This is a genomic window from Pedobacter sp. UYEF25 (genome assembly GCF_054061655.1).
On the sequence record NZ_JBSSEL010000003.1, the window covers coordinates 207,001 to 227,811 of the forward strand.

General features: G+C 37.2%; 21 protein-coding genes. 11 read left to right on the forward strand and 10 right to left on the reverse strand.

Annotated elements, in window-relative coordinates:
• Nucleotides 1-133: 133 nt before the first annotated feature.
• Nucleotides 134-1,519, forward strand: coding sequence for a DASH family cryptochrome (locus ACVWYG_RS04860; protein ID WP_457269027.1), 1,386 nt, complete (start codon nt 134-136; stop codon nt 1,517-1,519).
• Between the two features lie 62 nt (nt 1,520-1,581).
• Here ACVWYG_RS04860 and ACVWYG_RS04865 read toward each other — a convergent pair whose 3' ends face one another.
• From ACVWYG_RS04865 to ACVWYG_RS04895, 7 genes are all read right to left on the reverse strand, one after another.
• Nucleotides 1,582-2,475, reverse strand: a complete 894-nt coding sequence (locus tag ACVWYG_RS04865; RefSeq protein WP_457269171.1) for an NAD(P)-dependent oxidoreductase — start codon at nt 2,473-2,475, stop codon at nt 1,582-1,584.
• A gap of 207 nt (nt 2,476-2,682) precedes the next feature.
• Entirely contained in the window at nt 2,683-2,922 is a 240-nt protein-coding gene (locus ACVWYG_RS04870) for a DUF6364 family protein (protein WP_457269028.1), read from the reverse strand.
• Between the two features lie 51 nt (nt 2,923-2,973).
• Nucleotides 2,974-3,126 (reverse strand): hypothetical protein, encoded by a 153-nt coding sequence (locus ACVWYG_RS04875; RefSeq protein WP_457269029.1) that lies wholly within the window; start codon nt 3,124-3,126, stop codon nt 2,974-2,976.
• A complete protein-coding gene (locus tag ACVWYG_RS04880) occupies nt 3,119-3,580 on the reverse strand; it encodes a PIN domain protein (protein WP_457269030.1) in 462 nt (153 codons plus the stop codon). The genes ACVWYG_RS04875 and ACVWYG_RS04880 overlap by 8 nt, the downstream gene beginning before the upstream one ends.
• Nucleotides 3,581-3,830: 250 nt before the next feature.
• Nucleotides 3,831-3,998, reverse strand: a complete 168-nt coding sequence (locus ACVWYG_RS04885) for a hypothetical protein (protein WP_457269031.1) — start codon at nt 3,996-3,998, stop codon at nt 3,831-3,833.
• A gap of 213 nt (nt 3,999-4,211) precedes the next feature.
• Nucleotides 4,212-5,486: a hypothetical protein gene (locus tag ACVWYG_RS04890; RefSeq protein WP_457269032.1), complete on the reverse strand. Its 1,275-nt coding sequence runs from the start codon at nt 5,484-5,486 to the stop codon at nt 4,212-4,214.
• A gap of 173 nt (nt 5,487-5,659) precedes the next feature.
• Complete coding sequence (locus ACVWYG_RS04895) at nt 5,660-7,141, reverse strand: glycine--tRNA ligase (protein ID WP_457269033.1); 1,482 nt, start codon at nt 7,139-7,141, stop codon at nt 5,660-5,662.
• 265 nt (nt 7,142-7,406) lie between these two features.
• Between ACVWYG_RS04895 and ACVWYG_RS04900 the strand changes: the two genes are divergently transcribed.
• From ACVWYG_RS04900 to ACVWYG_RS04935, 8 genes are all read left to right on the forward strand, one after another.
• Nucleotides 7,407-7,991 carry a hypothetical protein gene (locus tag ACVWYG_RS04900; RefSeq protein WP_457269034.1) on the forward strand — a complete coding sequence of 195 codons (585 nt, stop codon included), beginning with the start codon at nt 7,407-7,409 and terminating at the stop codon, nt 7,989-7,991.
• 124 nt (nt 7,992-8,115) lie between these two features.
• The gene (locus ACVWYG_RS04905) at nt 8,116-8,832 is read left to right on the forward strand and encodes an ATP-binding cassette domain-containing protein (RefSeq protein WP_457269035.1); all 717 of its coding nucleotides are present in this window, start codon (nt 8,116-8,118) and stop codon (nt 8,830-8,832) included.
• Nucleotides 8,832-9,368 (forward strand): hypothetical protein, encoded by a 537-nt coding sequence (locus ACVWYG_RS04910; protein WP_457269036.1) that lies wholly within the window; start codon nt 8,832-8,834, stop codon nt 9,366-9,368. Before ACVWYG_RS04905 ends, ACVWYG_RS04910 begins: the two co-directional genes overlap by 1 nt.
• Before the next feature lie 35 nt (nt 9,369-9,403).
• Nucleotides 9,404-10,129, forward strand: a complete 726-nt coding sequence (gene gldF / locus ACVWYG_RS04915; RefSeq protein WP_457269037.1) for a gliding motility-associated ABC transporter permease subunit GldF — start codon at nt 9,404-9,406, stop codon at nt 10,127-10,129.
• Nucleotides 10,126-11,802 (forward strand): gliding motility-associated ABC transporter substrate-binding protein GldG, encoded by a 1,677-nt coding sequence (gene gldG, locus ACVWYG_RS04920; protein WP_457269038.1) that lies wholly within the window; start codon nt 10,126-10,128, stop codon nt 11,800-11,802. Before gldF ends, gldG begins: the two co-directional genes overlap by 4 nt.
• A gap of 33 nt (nt 11,803-11,835) precedes the next feature.
• Complete coding sequence (dnaN, locus tag ACVWYG_RS04925) at nt 11,836-12,960, forward strand: DNA polymerase III subunit beta (RefSeq protein ID WP_457269039.1); 1,125 nt, start codon at nt 11,836-11,838, stop codon at nt 12,958-12,960.
• 126 nt (nt 12,961-13,086) lie between these two features.
• Entirely contained in the window at nt 13,087-13,773 is a 687-nt protein-coding gene (locus tag ACVWYG_RS04930) for a DUF4397 domain-containing protein (protein ID WP_457269040.1), read from the forward strand.
• A 55-nt stretch (nt 13,774-13,828) separates the two neighbouring features.
• The gene (locus ACVWYG_RS04935) at nt 13,829-14,503 is read left to right on the forward strand and encodes a DedA family protein (protein ID WP_457269041.1); all 675 of its coding nucleotides are present in this window, start codon (nt 13,829-13,831) and stop codon (nt 14,501-14,503) included.
• 23 nt (nt 14,504-14,526) lie between these two features.
• Here the strand turns inward: ACVWYG_RS04935 and ACVWYG_RS04940 are convergent, their stop codons facing one another.
• Both ACVWYG_RS04940 and rlmF read right to left on the reverse strand, forming a co-directional pair.
• Nucleotides 14,527-15,477, reverse strand: a complete 951-nt coding sequence (locus ACVWYG_RS04940) for a zinc dependent phospholipase C family protein (protein ID WP_457269043.1) — start codon at nt 15,475-15,477, stop codon at nt 14,527-14,529.
• 197 nt (nt 15,478-15,674) lie between these two features.
• A complete protein-coding gene (gene rlmF / locus ACVWYG_RS04945) occupies nt 15,675-16,682 on the reverse strand; it encodes a 23S rRNA (adenine(1618)-N(6))-methyltransferase RlmF (RefSeq protein WP_457269044.1) in 1,008 nt (335 codons plus the stop codon).
• Nucleotides 16,683-16,765: 83 nt separating this feature from the next.
• Here rlmF and prfB point away from each other — a divergent pair.
• A protein-coding gene (prfB, locus tag ACVWYG_RS04950) for a peptide chain release factor 2 (protein WP_457269045.1) occupies nt 16,766-17,840 on the forward strand; the annotation gives its coding sequence in 2 pieces (ribosomal slippage) (nt 16,766-16,825 and nt 16,827-17,840; 1,074 coding nt in all).
• 241 nt (nt 17,841-18,081) lie between these two features.
• Here the strand turns inward: prfB and ACVWYG_RS04955 are convergent.
• Nucleotides 18,082-19,188, reverse strand: a complete 1,107-nt coding sequence (locus ACVWYG_RS04955) for a glycoside hydrolase family 18 protein (protein WP_457269046.1) — start codon at nt 19,186-19,188, stop codon at nt 18,082-18,084.
• A gap of 313 nt (nt 19,189-19,501) precedes the next feature.
• Here ACVWYG_RS04955 and ACVWYG_RS04960 point away from each other — a divergent pair, with 313 nt between their 5' ends.
• The gene (locus tag ACVWYG_RS04960; protein WP_457269047.1) at nt 19,502-20,701 is read left to right on the forward strand and encodes a multidrug effflux MFS transporter; all 1,200 of its coding nucleotides are present in this window, start codon (nt 19,502-19,504) and stop codon (nt 20,699-20,701) included.
• The last annotated feature ends 110 nt before the right edge of the window (nt 20,702-20,811 follow it).

Consider the following 20,811-nt stretch of genomic DNA (forward strand, 5'->3'; position numbering starts at 1 on the left):
TTTAATTCGATTGAATTTAACGTGAACTTTTTTATCGGTTTTGAGTTAATCTAAAAGTCTAATTTTTTAAGACATATAAAAGAGCACTCCATAGTACCAAAATATTTGGAACTACACCTAAAATAATTTGTAAATGGCGAAACGCGGTTTGGTTTGGTTCAAAAATGATTTGCGATTACACGATAACGAAGCTTTAACAAAAGCTCAGGAAGAATGTGAGGAATTACTATTTTGCTTCTGTTTAGAGCAAAGAATCTTTGAGCATCTTGATTTGGGTTTCCGAAAAACAGATGTTCTGAGATTTAAATTCTTGGAACAATCCGTGCTCAACCTGCAGAGAAATTTAGAAGACCTGAACGCACATTTAATTGTTGGAAAAACTTCTGCTCTGGAAACCTTACCCAAATTAATTGCGGCATTTGCCATCACAGATATTTATGCAGAAGAAGAATATGCGAGCGAGGAGCTAAGTTTAATTGAAGAACTTAAAAAAGTATTGCCGAAAACCAATTTTCATTTCTTTTGGGGTAAAACACTTTATCATAAGGACGACATTCCTTTCGAAATCGCCGCCGTTCCGCTCACGAGCAAAGCGTATAGAATTCCTGCTGGAAAAAACGCTGAGCCGCGACAAACTTTTAAAACTCCAACCAAGTTAAATGCGTTTGCAAAAGTCAAAAGCGATCCATTTCCTTCTTATCAAGTTTATGGTTTTACCAAACAAGAATATGATCAAGCAAAGCCTTTTGTAGATGGAGGGGAAACTGCAGCGTTAGAAAGGGTACAGTATTACACCTTCAACTCTGAACTTTTAACTGGTTATAGATGGAGTAGAAATAGATCGGATGGATTGGATTATAGCTCCAAATTTTCGCCTTATTTGGCTTTAGGTTGCATTTCCGCGCGAGAAATTTATAAAACTGTAAAAGACTACGAGGCAAAAGTAAAAAAGAACCAAAGTACTTGGTGGTTGGTTTTCGAATTGGTGTGGCGAGATTATTTTACATTTAAAGGAATGCGTTTTGGCGACAAAATTTTTTATACCAAAGGTTACAAAAACAAAGAAATTGATTGGGAAAATGACCCCGTAAAATTCCAAAAATGGTGCGGTGGCAACACCGGAGTTCCATTTATAGATGCACACATGCGTCAATTAAATGAAACCGGTTATATGAGCAATCGCGGGCGTGTAAATTGCGCGAGTTACTTTGTACATGATTTAAAAATAAACTGGACATGGGGTGCCGCTTATTTCGAAAGCAAACTAATAGATTATGATGTAAGCTCTAACTGGATGAATTGGCACATGCAGGCGTTCGAAATTTGGTATACAAACCCGGTGCATCAATCTAACAAATACAAAGCACAAGATTTTATCCGCAAATGGATTCCCGAAATCAGTGATAAAAACAATATCGAAGTACTAATTCCTTGGGAGTTTGATATTCCCGATTACCCAAAACCAATTGAAGTTTATAACAAATGGGGGAGGGCAATTGGTTTGATAGAAAAGCTATAGCTATAAAGAGACGGAAATTTGATCTTTCAATCACTTTAAATCTTATACATCATCAACTCATATTACTTACTTTCCTCCAAATACTTAAATATTGCTGAAAAATCCAACCTGCCCAAGCCATTTTTATTTGCCGCTGCATAAATTTCTTTGGTCAAATTTGCGATGTACAAAGGTTGATTCAGCTCGTACGCAGTAAGCGCTGCTAAATGCAAATCTTTGTGCATCCATTCTAAAGGGAATTGAACATCATAATTGTCGTTTTTTATAGCTGCTGCTTTCAATTTTGTAAAAGGCGCACATACAGGTAAATTTGGCAGAAAATCGAGCAAGAAATCTTTATCAATGCCCATTTTTTTGCCTAATAGTACCGCTTCCGCAAAAATCAACATCGACTGCGCGAGCATCATATTGATCAACATTTTAAGCGATGCGCCTTTCCCGGTATCGCCAACGTGCAACACCTCTTTGCCCATCATATTCATAAATGGTTCTGCTTCCTTAACTGTTTCTTTATCGCCACCTACTAAAAACAGTAATTCCGCTTTTTGCGCCGGAACTTTAGATCCAGAAACCGGCGTATCTAAAAATCGAATGTCGTGTGATTTCGCTTCCGCGGAAGCTTCCAAACTAAAGGATGGATTAACGGTAGAGCAATCTGCCCAAATGGCATTTTTCTTCATTAAACTCAGCGTGCCTTTTTCACCAAAAAATACGTCATTAACTGCTTTTGGCGTAGAAAGCATGCTAAAAACTAGGTCGGCGTCTTTAACCGCGTTTTCTAAAGAATCTGCAATAGTCACATGCTCGCCGAAAGGACTATTTTCTATTTTGCTTCTGTTGTAAACCGTTAAATTTACGTTGTTCTTAGCTAAGTTGGAAGCCATTTCGGTTCCCATAATTCCTAATCCTATAAAGGTAATGTTCATGGTCTTTAAGTTAAAATCGTTTTTGGTAATATATTGAGACGATAGCTCAAAATTCTACGTTTGAACGTTTTGCTCTAGGAAAAGTTTTTGAAGGGAAGTGTTTTGTGATGCTAATTTTATAAAATACTGCTCAAATATTCTTAAGCAGTCATTAGAGGGATTTTAGAACTTCTGAAATCTTTCTTGTTTCGAGTAACTATAACATCTGCTTCGTTATTCATAAATATAAAACCTCTATTATGAATATTTTTTGTCAAAATAATCTCTATAGTCAGCCCGCTCGTCGTAATCACTTGGAATTATTCCCGTTAAACTTTCAACTAACGGACTAACCGTCGAGTTTGTTTTTGACGCATTAGTTATAGAAATGAGATAATTTTCTACAAGTTTAGATAAGCTTACACTATGACTTTTAGCATACGTTTTAGCTTTGAGAATTATTTCCTTGTCGATATTTAAAGTGAGTTTTTTGTTCATGTCATGTAGATATTACATCATACGCCGCGGGCAGGCGCTGTTGCCGTACATTCACTTCGCCAACCTCAATTTTCTTTTGTTTAAATATTCTTTAAATTCGGCAAAAGACATTCCCTTAGTTTCCTTGGCTATTTTTACTTTTACTTCTCTAAAAAATTTGACAGTGTCAAATTCTTTTTCTTTAATGCTCGATTTGTTATTCATTCGTAATTATATCTTTAGGTGAACGGATATCTAGTTGAAAGTGTCCATGTTTTATGTTTATTGCGTTATAACCTCTTATTCTAAAAACATTTACGATGTGTTTAAAATTCCAACTTACTAAATAATCAACTTTGTTTATGGTAGCACAGGCAATATGTCGGCAATCATCTATACTCGTTTCTCCTACCACTTTTTCCTTGACATATTCTTCAGCAAGTTGGTTAATTTCTTCAGTTACTTCTACAAACTCTGTTTCATTTTTTTTGAGACTTAGAAAATGTTTTTTTACAATTTTTGGCGCATTTTCGAGTTCATACTCGCAAAGGTCAGAATATACACAAATTATCTCTCCATTTTTAACCATTTCAAAGAGCAATTCGGTTTCTTGCTGAAATTCAATATCGAATATTCCACCAAAAACAGAAGTATCAAAATACAATCTTGGTTTACTCATTAAACAAAAATACAAATATTATTTCTCAAAATTTTGCATCCGATGGTAACGGCCTGGGCTGTCGATGTTGAAGCTCAAACGCTTGAAGTTTAGAGTATTCTATCTTTGCAATGACAATAGTTTTAAAGATAAAAGTTTGTTCTGCGACGGTTCGATATAATTATTGCTCGTTTGCTTGTTATCTCACACCGGCACGCGTGCGCTAATGGGGGAGGTTTTTGTTCATGTCCTATATTACATCAGTTATGCTCTAGCTATTCACGGATGACAGCGAACCATGATTTTTATTCTGCTCAAAATATTTAACAACATCCTCTGGACTTAAATCCATTATGTCTGTAGAAATTCTGTCGCTTTGTTCGCGCATAAATTTTACGGCATCAAAAGTTTTCTTTGTTTTTCTTTCTTCAGTCTTCATAATTCATTAATTCTCTTGGTGAACGAATATCTATTGGTTTATAGCACTCTGCAGTTTTTACGACATTAAGCGAGATGTTAAATCGAAGAAAGATTTTTTTGCTTGTTCCTGTGGGTTTCAATGTTTATTCTTGGCAAACCTAATTGTTATTACTGTTCGTTTACGTGTATCTCACACGGGACATTCGTGCGCCAAGAGGGGTTTTTCATTCATTTAACCTGCCGTGACAATCCGAATTGCTTTGACAGGCCAAGGTGAATTTTCGTTTGCATTTTCGACATCGTATATTTCTATTTTCCCTTTATCCTTAAGCACATTAATCTGAGCATAAGTTGGGCCAAATGAGTACCCTTTATTCGCTAAAACATTTGTAACGAATGATTTCAAACCTATAAAGGTGAGATTTTTGTGGTTTAATGAATCCTCGGCTTTTACTAACTCTTTTAATAACGTCTCTTCGGAAATAATCTCATAATTATTTTCGAGTTTTTCAGGCAAATCAATTTTCCCGATAACCTTTACACTATTTGTTGGCAAACCTTCTGAAATAATAGTCGATGGAGTAGTGGATGTTTTAATCATTGCCTCCTGTTCTTCAACAGAAAATCTAAATTCATCTATTTTTTCTTCAGCTTTTAAAATAATGTCTTTTATCTCTTTATGTAAGATCTGTGAATTATCTAAATCGGGTCTGATAAATAAATTATTATGGGCGACTTTGTTTCTTAATTGAAAGAGTTGTTTCCACTTTGTGTCAAAGTTAAAATCTTTAAAGTGTTGTTTGAAAAAACGATTGTAGTTTCCATCAAGATCCTGTTTAAGTTTCTGAAGTTCGTCTTCTGAATTTATGGATAGAATCTTATCCATCAGATTCTCAGGTTTGTTAAAGCCTAATTTATGCTTGTAGATAATTTCTCCCAAATCATTAAAATCGATTAAAGTCATATCTGTTTCAACAATTTTTGAAAATACATTTTCATTATCTTGTCTCATTTTGGTTTTCTCAATCACCTTATCAGGCACTGCTTGCTTCCACCAATCTAATCCTACTTTTTGCGTAAAAAACTTTGCTAAATACCGTCTTAATATGTTTTCTAACTCATTTATTAGAGGATAAATTTTATTTGAAATCTCAGTTGAAATATCATCCGTTAAAATTCTTATATGGTCGAATCTCAATCTGCTCTTTAAATGAACAACCAAAGGATATCTAAATTTTTCCAATTTTTCAAAATTACTCGACTCAAGTTTTAATATGAAGGCAGCTTCATAAAGGTTATAAAGAACTGAACTGGTGTCAACAGGTTTTATTTTTAGAGTTAGATTTGTATCTTTTATATACTTTTTGCCTTTCTCATCTATTTCTTCGGGATTTTCCCATAGTTTCTCTGTGGATAAAAGCCCGTACAACAAACTCTTTTGTGATTGAATTTCACTATTTCCATTTGGGTCAATAATCAATAATTCGAAAGTATATTCTTTTGTCATAAGTATAATCTGCTGTTTCTTTCAAGCCTTTGCCAAGGAAAAAAGTCTATCTTCCAAATATGCGAAACTATTTTGTTTTTCTGCCCTATAGTTTTTTATTTGTACAACACTTAATCCACAAAAAAAACCACCCTATTTCCAGCGTGGTTTCAATAATATTTAAAGACAAAAATCTACCCCAACAAATTCTTCCAGCTCACCTGCTCTCCAATAATCTTTCCTAAATCTGCAATGGCAACACGTTCTTGTTCCATGCTATCGCGGTGTCTAATCGTAACGGTATCGTCTTCTAAACTTTGATGATCTACGGTAACGCAGAAAGGTGTTCCGATCGCATCTTGTCTGCGGTAGCGTTTGCCAATAGCATCTTTTTCTTCAAACGTACAATTGAAATCAAATTTCAAAGTGTCCATAATCAAGCGCGCTTTCTCTGGCAAGCCATCTTTTTTGGTCAATGGAAAAATGGCGACTTTAACTGGCGCCAAAGCAGGGTGAAGTCGCAATACCGTTCTGCTGTCTTGCTTTTCGTCTGTGCTTAAATCTTCCACCTCGAACGCATTAATCATCGTAAGCAAAAACATACGGTCTAAACCGATTGAGGTTTCTATTACATAAGGAATGTAGTTACCATAAGGTTTGCCTTCTTCGTTTAAGTCGTTGTCGAAGTATTGCATCTTCTTATTAGAAAAAGATTGGTGCTGACTTAAATCAAAATCTGTACGACTGTGAATGCCTTCTACTTCTTTAAATCCAAATGGGAATTCGAATTCTATATCTGTTGCTGCGTTTGCATAATGTGCAAGTTTCACATGGTCGTGGAAACGGTATTTTTCTGCAGGCGTTCCTAAAGCTTTATGCCATTTTAGTCTGGCTTCTTTCCAATATTCAAACCATTTTTGGTCTTCACCCGGGCGAACAAAAAATTGCATTTCCATTTGCTCAAACTCGCGCATGCGCATAATAAATTGACGTGCAATCACTTCGTTTCTAAAGGCTTTTCCAATTTGGGCAATACCAAACGGAATTTTCATCCTTCCAGATTTCTGCACATTTAAAAAGTTAACAAAAATTCCCTGTGCGGTTTCCGGGCGGAGATAAATCTCATCGCTACCTTCTGCCATCGCACCAAATTGAGTGCTGAACATTAGATTAAATTGGCGCACATCAGTCCAGTTTTTGGTACCGCTAACTGGGCAGGCAATTTCGTGTTCTTCTATAAGTGTTTTTAGTTGAGGCAAGTCTTCAGCAAGCAACGCATTATCCATATCACTTTGGAGTTTAGCAGCTTTTTCGATTTTACCATCTTTTTCATATTTGGTAATCTTATCTTCTAGCAATTGATCGGCACGATAACGTTTTTTCGAATCTTTGTTATCGATCATCGGGTCGTTAAAACCATCTACGTGACCGCTAGCTTTCCAAATTTTTGGATGCATAAAAATCGCAGAGTCTATGCCTACGATATTCTCATGCATTTGCACCATGGCTTTCCACCAATAGGTTTTGATGTTGTTTTTCAGTTCTGCGCCATTTTGCCCATAATCGTACACTGCACTAAGTCCATCATATATTTCGCTACTCTGAAATACGAAGCCGTATTCTTTAGCATGTGATATTACATTTTTAAATTGCTCGTCGTTGTTTTTCTGTGCCATATTAGGCGCAAAGATAATAAAAGGCTGTCTACTTGCTGTTGTAATCCTGGCGTTTAATGATTTGGATTTCCTAAAAGATTTGTATAAGGTGACGAAGGATGCGATTATTTAGTCGTTTTTAATACAAGTTAAAATTTCTAAAAATAAAAAAACATAATCAAAAAAAAGGTGTTTGTACTACTAAATGGCACAATTTTAAACATTTGGTTCAATTGTTGCTAAGATTCAAAAAAATAACAATTATTTAAAAACCCTTAAAAATTACATGATGAAAAAATTACTATTTACAATTTTTGCAGCCGCTGGGATCGCAGGTGCCGCAAATGCACAAATTCAAAAAGGAAATGTGTTGGTTGGAGCAAACATTGCTAACATTGGTTATACATTAGACAAGCCTAATGCATTTAGCTTAGACCTTAATCCTAAAGCAGCTTGGTTCATTCAAGATGGTTTAGCTATCGGTGCAGACTTAAATTTGGGTGTTGCAACTGCCGGTAAAGGATTAGGTACGACAATTAACTATGGTATTGCTGCTTTGGGTCGGTATTACGGTTCTACAGGCGCTAATGAAGTGGTTAAACATTCACGGTTTTTTGGTGAAGCTACAGTAGGCATTAATGGAAGAAACTTATCAGGTGGTGGTTCTACAAATGGCTTAGGCTTTAGCTTTGGCCCTGGTTTTGCTTATTTTGTTACACCTAACATTGGTTTAGAGACTTTATTAAAGTATAACGGAACAGTTGGTTTTGGAAGTAGCGCTTATGCCCATGGATTAAATTTAGGTGTAGGTCTACAGATTTATCTTCCGGGTCGTGCAACTGCTAAGAAAGTTCAAAATGATATGAACTAAAAATTAGCTTTAGCTCAATTTTTTAAAAAGGGATGGTCCATAAATGGATCATCCCTTTTTTTTAAGCACCTTTTTGACGTAGCAAGAAAGTTTTTGATGCAGATAAAAATTTGCATCTTTGGATGTGAGCATCCTAGTAGAACATTTATCTAAAAATTTCGCTAATCAAAAGGCGGTTGATGAGGTAACTTTTGAGGGAAAAGAAGGGAGAATTTTGGGTTTTTTGGGTCCAAATGGAGCTGGTAAATCAACCACTATGCGCATGCTGACCGGCTATTTGACTCCCAGTGGAGGATGCATTAAAATTGCAGGTTTCGATATGGGTTCATCGCAAATTGAGGCTAAAAAAAACATAGGGTATTTGCCAGAAAATACGCCGCTTTATCCTGAAATGTACGTGAAAGAATTTTTAACATTTATCGGACAAGCTTATAAATTGCAACACTTATCGCAAAGAATCAATGAGGTGATAAACATGGTTGGCTTAATGCCTGAGCAGCATAAAAAAATTGGGTCTCTATCTAAGGGATATCGTCAACGTGTCGGTCTTGCTCAAGCCATCCTTCACAACCCAAAAGTTTTGATTTTAGATGAGCCCACTTCCGGTTTAGATCCAAATCAATTGGTAGAAATTAGAATGTTGATCAAAAATCTGTCAGTTGACAAAACCGTGATTTTAAGTACGCACATTATGCAGGAAGTTGAAGCCATCTGCGACGATGTAGTCATCATTACCAAGGGAAAAATAGTGGCAAATTCTCCATTATGTGACCTAAAAAAGCAATTTTCGCCATTAGGATTAGAAGAGATATTTAAGAAACTTACCTTGATAGAAGCTTAATGAAAAAGTCAATGCTTATTTTATTTACCGGGCTGATGCTTGGCGGAGCTGCAAAAGCCCAAATTTTTAAATTTGGCGCTGGAACAGAACTTGGGGTGCCCACCGGCAATTCCTCAAACATTACCAATATAGGTATTGGCGGATACGTGAAATTTGAACAAGCTGTTGCACCAAAGGTTGCGGTTACAGAAACCGCAGAATTAGTTACTTTTTTCGGTAAGAAATTTTTGAATGTCCGCTCCCAAAACCTATCCTATTTACCTGTTAAGTTGGGTTTGAAATATTTTCCTAGCGAAAATTTTTATCTTGAAGGTCAAGGTGGCCTCGCTATTCCAATAAACAACCAAGGAAAATCCAATCTTACTTGGGCACTTGGCGTTGGTAGTTTTGTAAAAACCATGAATAATGATGGGCAGTTCGACATTGGATTAAGGTACCAGGCCTTAACGAACACCATCCAACAGGTAATCCAAACAAGCAGTAAAACCAATTTTGGGTATATTGCTTTGCGCGTTGGTTATGTATTTGGATTTTAATTGAACGAATCGCGCAGATTCATTAAAAAACTTACATGTTTGCAGTTTTTAAAAGAGAGTTTTTTGGGTTTCTAAATGGCATGGTCGCTTATATGGCTATTGGGATTTTCTTACTCGTAAGCGGTCTGCTTATGTGGTTTTTTCCAGATACCTCTTTATTAGAATATGGGTATGCAGAACTTGGCGGATTTTTTAGCTTAGTTCCCTATCTCTTCATGTTTTTGATCCCGGCGATCACCATGCGCTCTTTTGCCGAAGAAAGACGCGAAGGAACTTATGAACTATTAGTGACTAAACCCATAACCATTTGGCATATTATCTGGGCAAAATATCTGGCTTGCTTTGCGCTGATCATTTTAGCCTTATTGCCCACATTAATTTATTATTATACGCTATATCAGCTTGGTTTTCCGAAAGGAAATATCGATACTGGCGAAGTGATTGGTTCTTATTTGGGCTTAGTTTTATTGGGCGGTTGTTTTACTTCAGTTGGCATTTTTGCCTCTACGCTCACTAAAAATCAAGTTGTTGCCTTTGTTATTTGTGTTGCCCTTTGTGCCTTTTCATTTTTAGGGTTCGATTTAAGTAGCGAATTTCTATCCCTTCAAAACTTTGGCAACGTCATTAGGGAATTTGGCATCAATCAACATTATCAAGCGGTAAGTAGGGGTGTATTAGACACAAGAGATCTTACCTATTTTTTAAGTTTTATTGCTGTCTTTTTAGCGGGCAGCAAACTGATCATGGAGGGAAAAGGATGAAAAGACCTGAAATGCAGTTTCTTGTTTTAATTGTTGTGCTTGTCGCGATAAATATTTTTGGCAATAGTTTCTTCCACCGCTTTGATTTTACTGCGGATAAGCGATTTACCTTAACGGAGAAAACTAAGAAACTCCTACACAACAATAAAAAGCTTATCACCATTACCGTATTTTTAGATGGAAGTTTGCCGCCGGCTTTCAAGCGTTTACAAACAAGTGTAAAAGATTTGCTTGCTGATTATAAAAGCTATTCTGCAGCAGATGTAAAAATCGTTTTTTTAGATCCTTTGGTCGGTTTAAATAATCGAGAGCAGGATACAGTAATCAACAATCTTTATCAAAATGGAATAGAAGCTACAAATTTGAGTGTAAAGACAGAAAACGGCCTTACCCAAAAATTGGTATTTCCAATGGCCATGTTAGAGGCTGATGGGAAACAGTATCCCGTTAGGTTGTTTCAAAATTTTGATACCGGGAAAAGTTATGACGAAAACATCAACCAATCTATCGAAAACCTTGAATACACATTTACTTCAGGTTTAAAAAAATTATTAACCGGGGCAAATGCGCGGATCGGCTTTACAGAAAGTAACGGCGAATTAAGTGATCTGCAATTGTATGACGCATTGCATACCCTGTCTAACAGTTATGTAGTTGGCAGAGTAGATTTAAATACCATTACTAAGGCGGGCTTGAACGCACTAAACCTAATGGTAATTGCAAAACCAAAGAAGCCGTTTACCGAAGCAGAAAAATATAAAATAAACTATTTTGTGATGAATGGCGGCCGGGTAATTTGGAGCATCGATCAAGTCAATGCAGATTTGGATAGTCTTCGCGGCAAAAACGGACAAATGGTTGTCGGGAATGAGTTAAATTTAAACGACATGCTTTTTGTGTATGGCGTTCGCATAAACTATAACATTATCGCCGATGTAAATTGTAGCGAAATCCCGGTTGCTACCGGAAATGTTGGTGGCCAGAGCCAAATTCAACTTGTGCCTTGGTTGTACTATCCAATTTTAATTCCCGATAGTTCTGTTGCCTTGGCAAAAAAGCTAGATGGGATAAAGTCGGAGTTCCCAAGCACTGTAGACACCATTGGCGCAAAAGGCATAAAAAAGCGGTTTTTGTTAAGTACCTCATCATATAACCTCGTTTTTGACGCACCTAAGTTGTTCAGCTTAAATATGGTTGCCGAAAAGCCCGATCCAAAAAAATTTAGCCACATTCCGCAACATGTAGCAGTATTGTTAGAAGGGATTTTCCCATCAGTTTTTGCCGGTAGGCCAATTCCCGATGGCATTAAAGAAGCCTATCCCACTCCAATAAAAAGTAAACCTTCCAAAATGGTGGTAATTGGAGATGGTGATGTGTTTAAAAATCAGGTGGTAGAGAAAGACAATTCACCACTTGCACTAGGTTATGATAGGTATACGCAAAGAACCTATGGCAATAAGATTTTGCTTCAAAATATCGTCGATTATTTTACCGATACAGACAATCTAATCACCCTACGAAACAAAGAACTTAAACTTAGGTTGCTAAACAAAGAAAAGGTGAGAGCGGAAAAAGGAAAATGGCAATTTATTAATGTTGTTGCACCACTATTGTTGTTGGGGTTGTTCGCAATTTTTCAACATTATTACCGCAAATACAGGTACGCAAGATAATTTTTATATTTTTGAGGAAGACTAAACAAGATCATGAGATTTATAGTATCCACATCGACCCTTTTAAAACATTTACAGACCGTTAATGGCGCCGCAAGCAGCAGTACTGTTCTACCAATATTAGAAAACTTTCTTTTCGAAATTAAAGAAGGAAACTTAACCATTTCTGCTACCGATTTACAAACCAGCATGACAACGGCCATGGCTGTAGATTCTAAAGAAGATGGTAAAGTTGCAGTTCCCTCTAAGATTTTGCTCGACACCTTAAAAACGCTTCCTGACCAACCCATTTCATTCAACATCGACGATTCCACTTTTGCGATAGAAATCAGTGCAGGAGATGGAAAATATAAGCTGAGTGGCGAAAATGGAGATGATTTTCCAAGGATACCAGTGGTAGAGAACGCTTCCTCTGTAAATTTACCTGCCTCTGTGCTAAATGAAGCAATAACGAAAACTATTTTTGCAGTTAGCAATGATGAACTTAGGCCTGCGATGACCGGTATATTTTGTCAATTGTCTCCAACAAATATTACGTTTGTTGCAACTGATGCACATAAACTGGTACGTTATCGCCGTATGGATGCAAAGGCAGACAAAGCTGCATCTTTTATATTGCCAAAGAAAGCGTTAACGCTTTTAAAAGCTGCATTGCCTACCACAGATATTAATGTTTCTGTAGATTACAATGCGACGAGTGCATTTTTTAAATTCGAAAATATAAATCTAATTTGTAGATTGATTGATGAACGTTATCCGGATTATGAGGCGGTTATTCCAACCAATAATCCAAATAAGTTGGTTATAGATAGGAGCTTGTTCTTAAATACGTTACGTCGGGTTGTTATTTTTGCAAACAAAACAACCCATCAAGTTAGACTAAAAATTAACGGCAGCGAACTTAATATTTCTTCCGAGGATTTGGATTTTGCAAACGAAGCGCACGAAAGATTAAGTTGTCAATACGATGGCGAGGATATGGAAATTGGGTTTAACGCGCGTTTTCTGATAGAAATGTTAAGCAACATTAGCGGCGATGAGGTTACACTAGAACTTTCTACATCAAATAGAGCCGGATTATTAATTCCACAAAGCAACGATGAAAATGAGGATGTGCTGATGTTGGTCATGCCAGTTATGCTCAACAACAGCTATTAATTTTTTCTAAATAGAAAATACGTGGGATTCGATTAATTCGAATCCTTTTTTATAGTCAAATTTTTCTAATCTTAAGCCTATTTAAATTCTTGTGTTATCTTTGTAAAGAATACTAGTTAGTGAGAGATGAAAAATAAATTTGGCGTTGTTCTTGGCTTAACTTTTTTGGGATTGTCTTCCTTATTTATTTCGTCGTGTATAAAAAATAGCGATTTTATTAAAGGCGATGCAAAAGTTAAGTTCTACAACACCGTAGAGACGGGGAAAGCGCAAGATTTTTACCTCGGACCAGATCGCTATGGTTCTGGAGTTGTTTATGGCGCAAATACACCTTACGTAGTTGTACCAGGTGATTCTGCAATTAAATACAATGTAATTTCTAAAAATACCGCTTCGCCTACTGCCGGTCCTAACGCAAGTGCTGAATATAGTTTTAACATTGGCAAAAATTATTCTGTCTTCTACACTAAAAGTTCAGCAACAGATTCTTTGCTCTTTATTAAAAGAGATGACGTAACACCAGATCCCGATAAGGCAAAGATTTTTATCATCAATTTGGGCTATACGCTGCTTTCAAAGGTTTTGGTAAGTGATAGTTTAAAGACATTTGCCGACACAAATCTTGGATACAATGATACGTTTGGATATGTAAAACTAGATCCCGCAACTACTAGGCTATATTTTAAACAAGTCGATTCGACCAGACAGGATAGTGTCGTCAGCAAATCATTGGCGAAAGGTAAAGTCTATACCATATTAATAGATGGCTCTTCAACTGGAGCGATGAGAACCCGGTTGGTAACAGAGAACTAAATCCCTGTTTTAAAAACGCCCTCCTTAAATTAATTTACTAAAAAAATCAGAAATATTGGAACTATTAAAGCAACTATTGGATTTTATACTGCACATAGACGTTCATTTGGCAGAAATTGTGCGGAATTACCAAACCTGGACATACCTCATTTTATTCTTAATAATTTTTGCTGAAACTGGCTTTGTAGTAACCCCATTTTTGCCAGGCGATTCTTTGTTATTTGCCATGGGCGCATTAATTGCTGGAGGTGCAACTGGATTAAACATTTGGGTAATGGCTATAATACTTATGGTTGCTGCTATCTTAGGCAACTCTTTAAATTATAAATTGGGCACGGTTCTAGGTGCCGGCGTTTTTAAGGAAAACAATAAAATTCTAAAGTTAAAATACTACCATCAATCTCACGAGTTTTTTGAAAAACATGGTGGGAAGGCCGTAGTTTTGAGTAGATTTTTGCCAATTTTTAGGACAATAGCACCCTTTGTCGCAGGCATTGCAAAAATGCCTTTTGGTAGATTTACATTTTACAACGTGGTAGGCGGTGTTACTTGGATTGTGCTACTGCTGTTCAGTGGTTTTCTATTAGGGCAAATTCCGTTTATAAAAGAAAACTTCGAGCTGGTTATTATTTTTATTGCGGTAGTAACTTTTGTACCAGCCATTTGGGCTGCGGTAAAAAGTAAAATGAAGCCAAAAAAGGTAGCTGCGGTGATGGATGAGGAACTTTAATTTTCTGCATAGTCCAGTTTTTCTTACATTTCTTCTCGAATCGGGTCTTTATTTGTTGCAGAGCGGTGCATGTTTTCTAGTAGTTCATCTTCGGTAAGCGGCGTTAAAATAAGATTTTTGAGTACCGGTTGACCCGCGTCTACCCAAGCAGAAAACCAAAAACTACCGATTTTAAGAATAGAGGAACGCATTTGTTTCTCTACCATTCCCTGCATGTTTTCATGGTAAGCTTTAGAATATGCAAAAGAATATTGTTTAAGTACTACATTATTTCGCTCAGAATAATCATATTTCTGGTCGGATGGAAAAGTATTGTTTAGCGATGCCTCTAGCATTAAAACGCTGTCCAATAAACCATGCGTGTGTTTTATGATTTTCCAAGCCTCCTTTAAAGGGTTTTCCAAATAACTTGCTTTTCCGACGAAAAGGTTGTAATCTTTAGAAAAAAGTTCTGGTAACCTACTTTCCCAAAAGGCGTGAATTCCTACCTGGTTGGTCAGTTGTCCGTTGTGGTTATTGGTTGTATGCAGCGGAACATGTGCATCGGCGATATAATGGCCTAAATCTGCGGAGTATTTAAGAATTCGGACAGAATCCAGCGTTTTAAAAGCATTAACTAAGCGGTAATAAGTTTTCTGAATCTGCCAAGGCACTTCACCGTCTTCATGCAGTTTTACTCGCCCATATTTGGCAACAGCATCTATCCATTTTTCGGGGATACTGTCTATATCGGCTTCAAAATTTTCGACATCCAAATAATGCCTCGGCGCCTCTGCGGTGTCAATATACCTGCGTTTATCGGGATCTACCGAATGCGCTGTTAGGTAAACAATGTTCCGTTTGTAAAAACCAATCATCCCGCTAGGAAGTGTGAAAACTGCCGTTTGGTTAATTTTTTGATGTGCGAAAAACCCCCAAGAACTGCATAAAATCAGAGTGGTTAGGAGTAAAGGCAAGAGCGTCGACCTTTTCATAACTAAAGATAAATGTTTTTACCTTAAAACCTACGAAACTTAAGGTGTTGTTTAAGAAGTATTTGGGCGCTTTTACACGCTTTCTGCTGTATCTCTTTAGCAAAAAAGCTAAATAGGATGCCGCGGCAATCGTTAGCGCACCATCCAAAGGCTAAAAACTAATATTTGAAAAATAATTTCCTTAAAACAATGCTTTGTTATTTCCAGCGCTTTGCCCATTCTGCTTTGGCTTTATCATCTTGGAAAGTCCAGGCCACAAACCGACTTATTTTTTGTCCCTGTTCCATTTGTACCGTTCTCACTTCAAAAGCATTAGCCCTAACTAAAGAATTATAGACTTTTTTAAGGTTTGCGCTTTTACTTAGCAAAGAAGTGAACCATAAGCTTTTATTTGGCATTTCTGCACTTTGTATAATCATCTGTTCAACAAATGCGCGTTCACCGCCTGGGCACCAAAGTTCGGCCTTATTTCCACCGAAGTTTAATACATGTTTAATTTCAGAGCCTGTTTTCAGATTCTTCCACTTCTGGCGAGTTCCCTGTTCAGCTTCTTTTAATGACGAGTGAAATGGTGGGTTGCAAACGGTTACGTCAAATTGATCCGTGGTTTTTACAATTCCTCTAAAAATTCCCATTTTAGAACTTTGCAAGCGAATTTCGATGCTGTCTTTTAAATCTTTATTATGCTCAACTATGCGTTTTGCAGAATCGACGGAGTGCGTATCTATATCCGTTCCAACAAAACTCCAACCATATTCTTGATGACCAATAATTGGATAGATGCAATTGGCACCAACGCCAATGTCCAATACCTTTATATCGGTGCCGCTGGGGATTTTGCCCTTGTTGCTTGAACCTAATAAATCAGCCACGTAATGGATGTAATCTGCACGGCCTGGTATGGGCGGACAAAGATAATCTTGTGGAATGTCCCAATGTGCGATGTTGTAAAATTGTTTTAAAAGCGCTTGGTTCAATGCTTTTACAGCTTTTTGATCGGCAAAATCGATGGATTCATCGCCATGTTCATTTTTAAAAACGAATGGCCTAAGCTCTTTAAAATTTGTAATGAGTTGCTTAAAGTTGTACCGTGCGCGATGACGATTGCGGGGATGTAACTCGCTCTTTTTATTTCGGTTACTCTGTTTTAAATTTTCCAAGTGGTGTAAGTTAAGTAATCCTACTGTGCCATAGGTTTCTGTCACAAAGATAGAATTTTTAATCTGTTTTTGCGTCTTTGGAGTTTAACTCGCGGTTACATCCTAGGAAAACCACTATCTTTGCGTCTATGACAAAAGAACAAATTCAGGATTTAAGGGACAGAATAACGTCTCTGAGGAGGCATCTTTGACGTCGACGAGAAACTTTACCAAATAAGAGAAGAACAAAAGCTTACCATGGCACCCAATTTTTGGGATGATCCTAAAAAAGCCGAAAGAATCCTTGCCGAAATTAGCGTTCTGAAAAAATGGACCGACGGTTGGGAAGGAACTAATGCGTTGATTGAAGATGCCGCGGTAATGCACGATTTTTTTCAAGCCAATGAAGCCTCTGAAGAAGAAATGCAAGAGCAGTTCGATGCAGCTCTGGACGCGTTAAATGGTCTAGAACTTAAAAATATGCTAAGCAGTAAGCAAGATCAGCTTTCTGCGGTTATGCAAATTACAGCTGGCGCAGGCGGTACAGAAAGTTGTGATTGGGCAGCCATGCTTATGCGAATGTACTTAATGTGGGGCGAAAGAAATGGCTATAAAGTTAGTGAGCAAGACAGGCAAGATGGAGATGTGGCAGGAATTAAAACCGTAACCATTCAATTTGACGGAGATTTTAGCTACGGTTATTTAAAAGGCGAAAATGGCGTACATCGTTTGGTACGCATCTCTCCATTTGATAGTAATGCCCGTAGACATACCTCTTTTGCATCAGTTTATGTGTATCCATTGGTAGATGATACAATAGAAATCGATGTAAACCCGGGAGACATAGAGTTTGAGACTTTTAGGGCCGGTGGCGCTGGGGGTCAAAATGTAAATAAGGTAGAAACTGCCGTTAGGTTACATCACAAGCCCTCTGGCATTGTTATAAAAAACCAGGAATCACGATCCCAACTGCAAAATAAAGAAAATGCCATCAGACTTTTAAAATCTCAATTGTATGAATTAGAGGAACGTAAACGTGCCGAAGAGACAGCCGTAATTGAGGGATCAAAAATGAAAATAGAATGGGGCTCGCAAATTCGCAGTTATGTGTTGGATGATAGGCGAGTGAAAGATCATCGCACCAATTTCCAAACAAGTAACCCTCAGGCAGTTTTAGATGGCGAGATAGACGATTTTATAAAGGCTTATCTAATGGAATTTTAAGTTACTATTCTTTGTGGTGTGACGTAATTATTGGATTTTTTCGAGAATAAAAAGTTTCTAGGGTAAAGTAGCTGTTTCTAAACAGCTGGTTTACTTAAAGGTTATGACGTTGTTAACATGGCTTTAGAATTCTATCTGTGACATATTCTAATAGGAGTAGATCCAGGAGCGCATCTAATCTACGATAGATTTAAATAAATAATTATGTCGCATTTTTCGCTGAACTTTGCTAAAAAAAAACTTATTTTTCATTTTCAGAATGCTTTTTAATGGTATTGTCTATTACATCCAACAATCCGTTCAGATAGCGATCATCATTAAGTTCCCAGAACATAAGTCCATTTAGATTGTGATCGATTACATAATTCGTTTTCAAGGCAATCGATCTCGGATCATCACAAGTAGCCAAGGTTTTGGTAGTTGCGTTGTAATAATACGGTGCCTTCGCCGTGTCATCCCAGTAATAAATGTATCCCTTTTCTACTGAAAATTCCTCCTCGAAGTTTTTATATGAAGTTCCCCCAACATACTTTGTGGGTTGATTTAATCCCTGATTTGCATCGGTTGAGTTGGTAAAAAGTTTTGCGTAAAAAGCTGCACCTAATGCAATTTTATTGGACGGCACTCCTTTTTTTAGAAGATATTTTACCGCAAAATCTCCAGAAAGCTGTTGTTGAGGAGTTGAATATAGCGCGGTATGATGTCCGCTAACCGTCGCATAGCCACTCACCAAGTCGTACGTCATAAGATTTACCCTGTTAACCAAAGGCATTACTTTTTCCCATTCGAAGCAGGAATCCAAACAGTTCTCTGACGCGCCTACTGCAAAACTTATTTCGGCATTTTTACCCAATTTTTTGCGCAGCTCTTTTATCAATAAAGTAAAATTTTGTTTATCAGAGGGTTTATAGGTGTGGCCTGGGAAACCTTCAACAGCTGGATATTCCCAATCTAAATCGATGCCGTCGGCCTCAAAGCTTTTTAGTAGTTCTTTTGCTGTATTCACAAATGTTTTCCTTCCTTGCTTACTAGAAAAAACATCAGAACAAGTTGCACAACCGCCCCAACCTCCTAATGCTAACATCACTTTTAAATCGGGATTTCGTTTCTTTACGGCTATCATTTGTTTGATGATTAAGGAATCTTTTGCAGTTCCAATCTGCATACTGTCACCTTTTAAATGAACGAAACTATATATTAGGTGGGTAATTTTTTCAACTGGAAAACTGTCAATAACGGTGTTCGAGCTTTTATCGTAAGCAATTACATTTGGTTTTTGGCTATGTTGAGCAAATAAAGTCGTAAAAAACGACAGAAATAGAAGTGTTAAAACTGCAGGGTATTTCAATGATTTAGGGCTTTATAGCTAATAAAATTGGATTTTTAAATCTGGATAAGTTACAATAATTGAAATGGTTTCACAACAGAAAATTTGAAGATAGCATAATAAGGCAAAAAAAGATCTCCTGCGCCATGGCCGAAAATTTAAGAAGTTTATAGTTTCAGTCGACGTGTTTATGTTATGCACAACCAAAAACTAATTATGGACAGACTTCCTAATTTCGCGCAGGCGATCCAGATTGACCTTCAGTTTGTCAATTTGAAGCTAATTATCAAGGATTATATGGAAAAGATAGTCATCTTTGCGCGTCAAATTGCTTATGAAACACAAATCAAACACCTTCCTTATCTTTGTATTGGGCATGCTAGCGGCTTTAGGTCCGTTTTCTATCGATATGTATTTGCCAGGTTTTAAGGTGATTGCTGTTGGATTAAATACCACCGTAAATGAGGTTGCTTTAACGCTATCAGGCTATTTTATCGGAATCTCTGCCGGACAACTATTATATGGTCCATTACTTGATAAGTTTGGCCGTAAAAAGCCACTGTATTTCGGGATCGCACTTTACCTTATGGCTTCTGCTGCTTGTTTTATGGCAGTTAATATCAATCAGCTTATCCTATTTAGGTTTATTCAGGCGGTTGGAAGTTGTGCAGCCGCAGTTGCAGCGATTGCGTTGGTAAGAGATTTGTTCGAGGCTGATCAGCGGCCCAAGGTTTTTGCTTCCTTAATGTTGGTTATAGCACTTTCACCAATGCTTGCACCTACTGCCGGCGGGTATTTAATAGGTGCTTTCGGTTGGCAATCTGTTTTTATTTTCTTAAGTTTTATGGCGCTTGTAACATTGGCGTTGTCTTATTTTTTTATTCCAGATGTCTTTGTGCCAGATCCCAATTATTCTTTAAAGCCCATTCCAATCGTCAAAAATTTCATAGCAGTTATTAAAGAAAGGCAGTTTGCGATTTATGCCGGTTTAGGCGCTTTAGTGTTTTCAGGATTATTCGTTTACGTTGCCTCATCGCCAATCGTATTTATAGAGTTATATGGGGTTTCTGAGACTGGCTATGGTTGGATATTTGCAGGGTTATCCGTTATGTTTATTGGCTCTAGTCAGTTAAATAGCCTATTATTAAGATGGTATGAGAGCAAGAAAATTATCGGCTATGCAATTGTGTTACAGGTTTTGGCGAGTATTGTCTTTCTCCTATTTGCCTTTGAAGGATGGCTCAATCTAATCAACACACTAGTTTTCTTGAGCTTGTATTTAATAGGATTGGGTTTTATTAATCCAAATGCGGCTGCACTTGCGCTTGCTCCTTTTGAGAAGAATGCAGGCAGTGCATCTGCGTTAATGGGCGCCGGCCAAATGGGTTTGGGAGCGTTGGCATCTGTGGTGGTGAGCTCGTTTCCAAGTAGTTCTGTGCTCCCAATGCCACTTATAATGACAATTGCAACGATATTGGGCGCAATGATTTTGTTTCTATTTGCAAGAGACAATGACAAGAATACCAATGTCTAAAAGAAATAACACCAACTAATTATGGTGATATTTTCTCAGTTTCCACAAAACGATCATTGCATTTGGATTAAAAGTCTAAGTTTAATGTTTACGATATTTAAATCGGAATG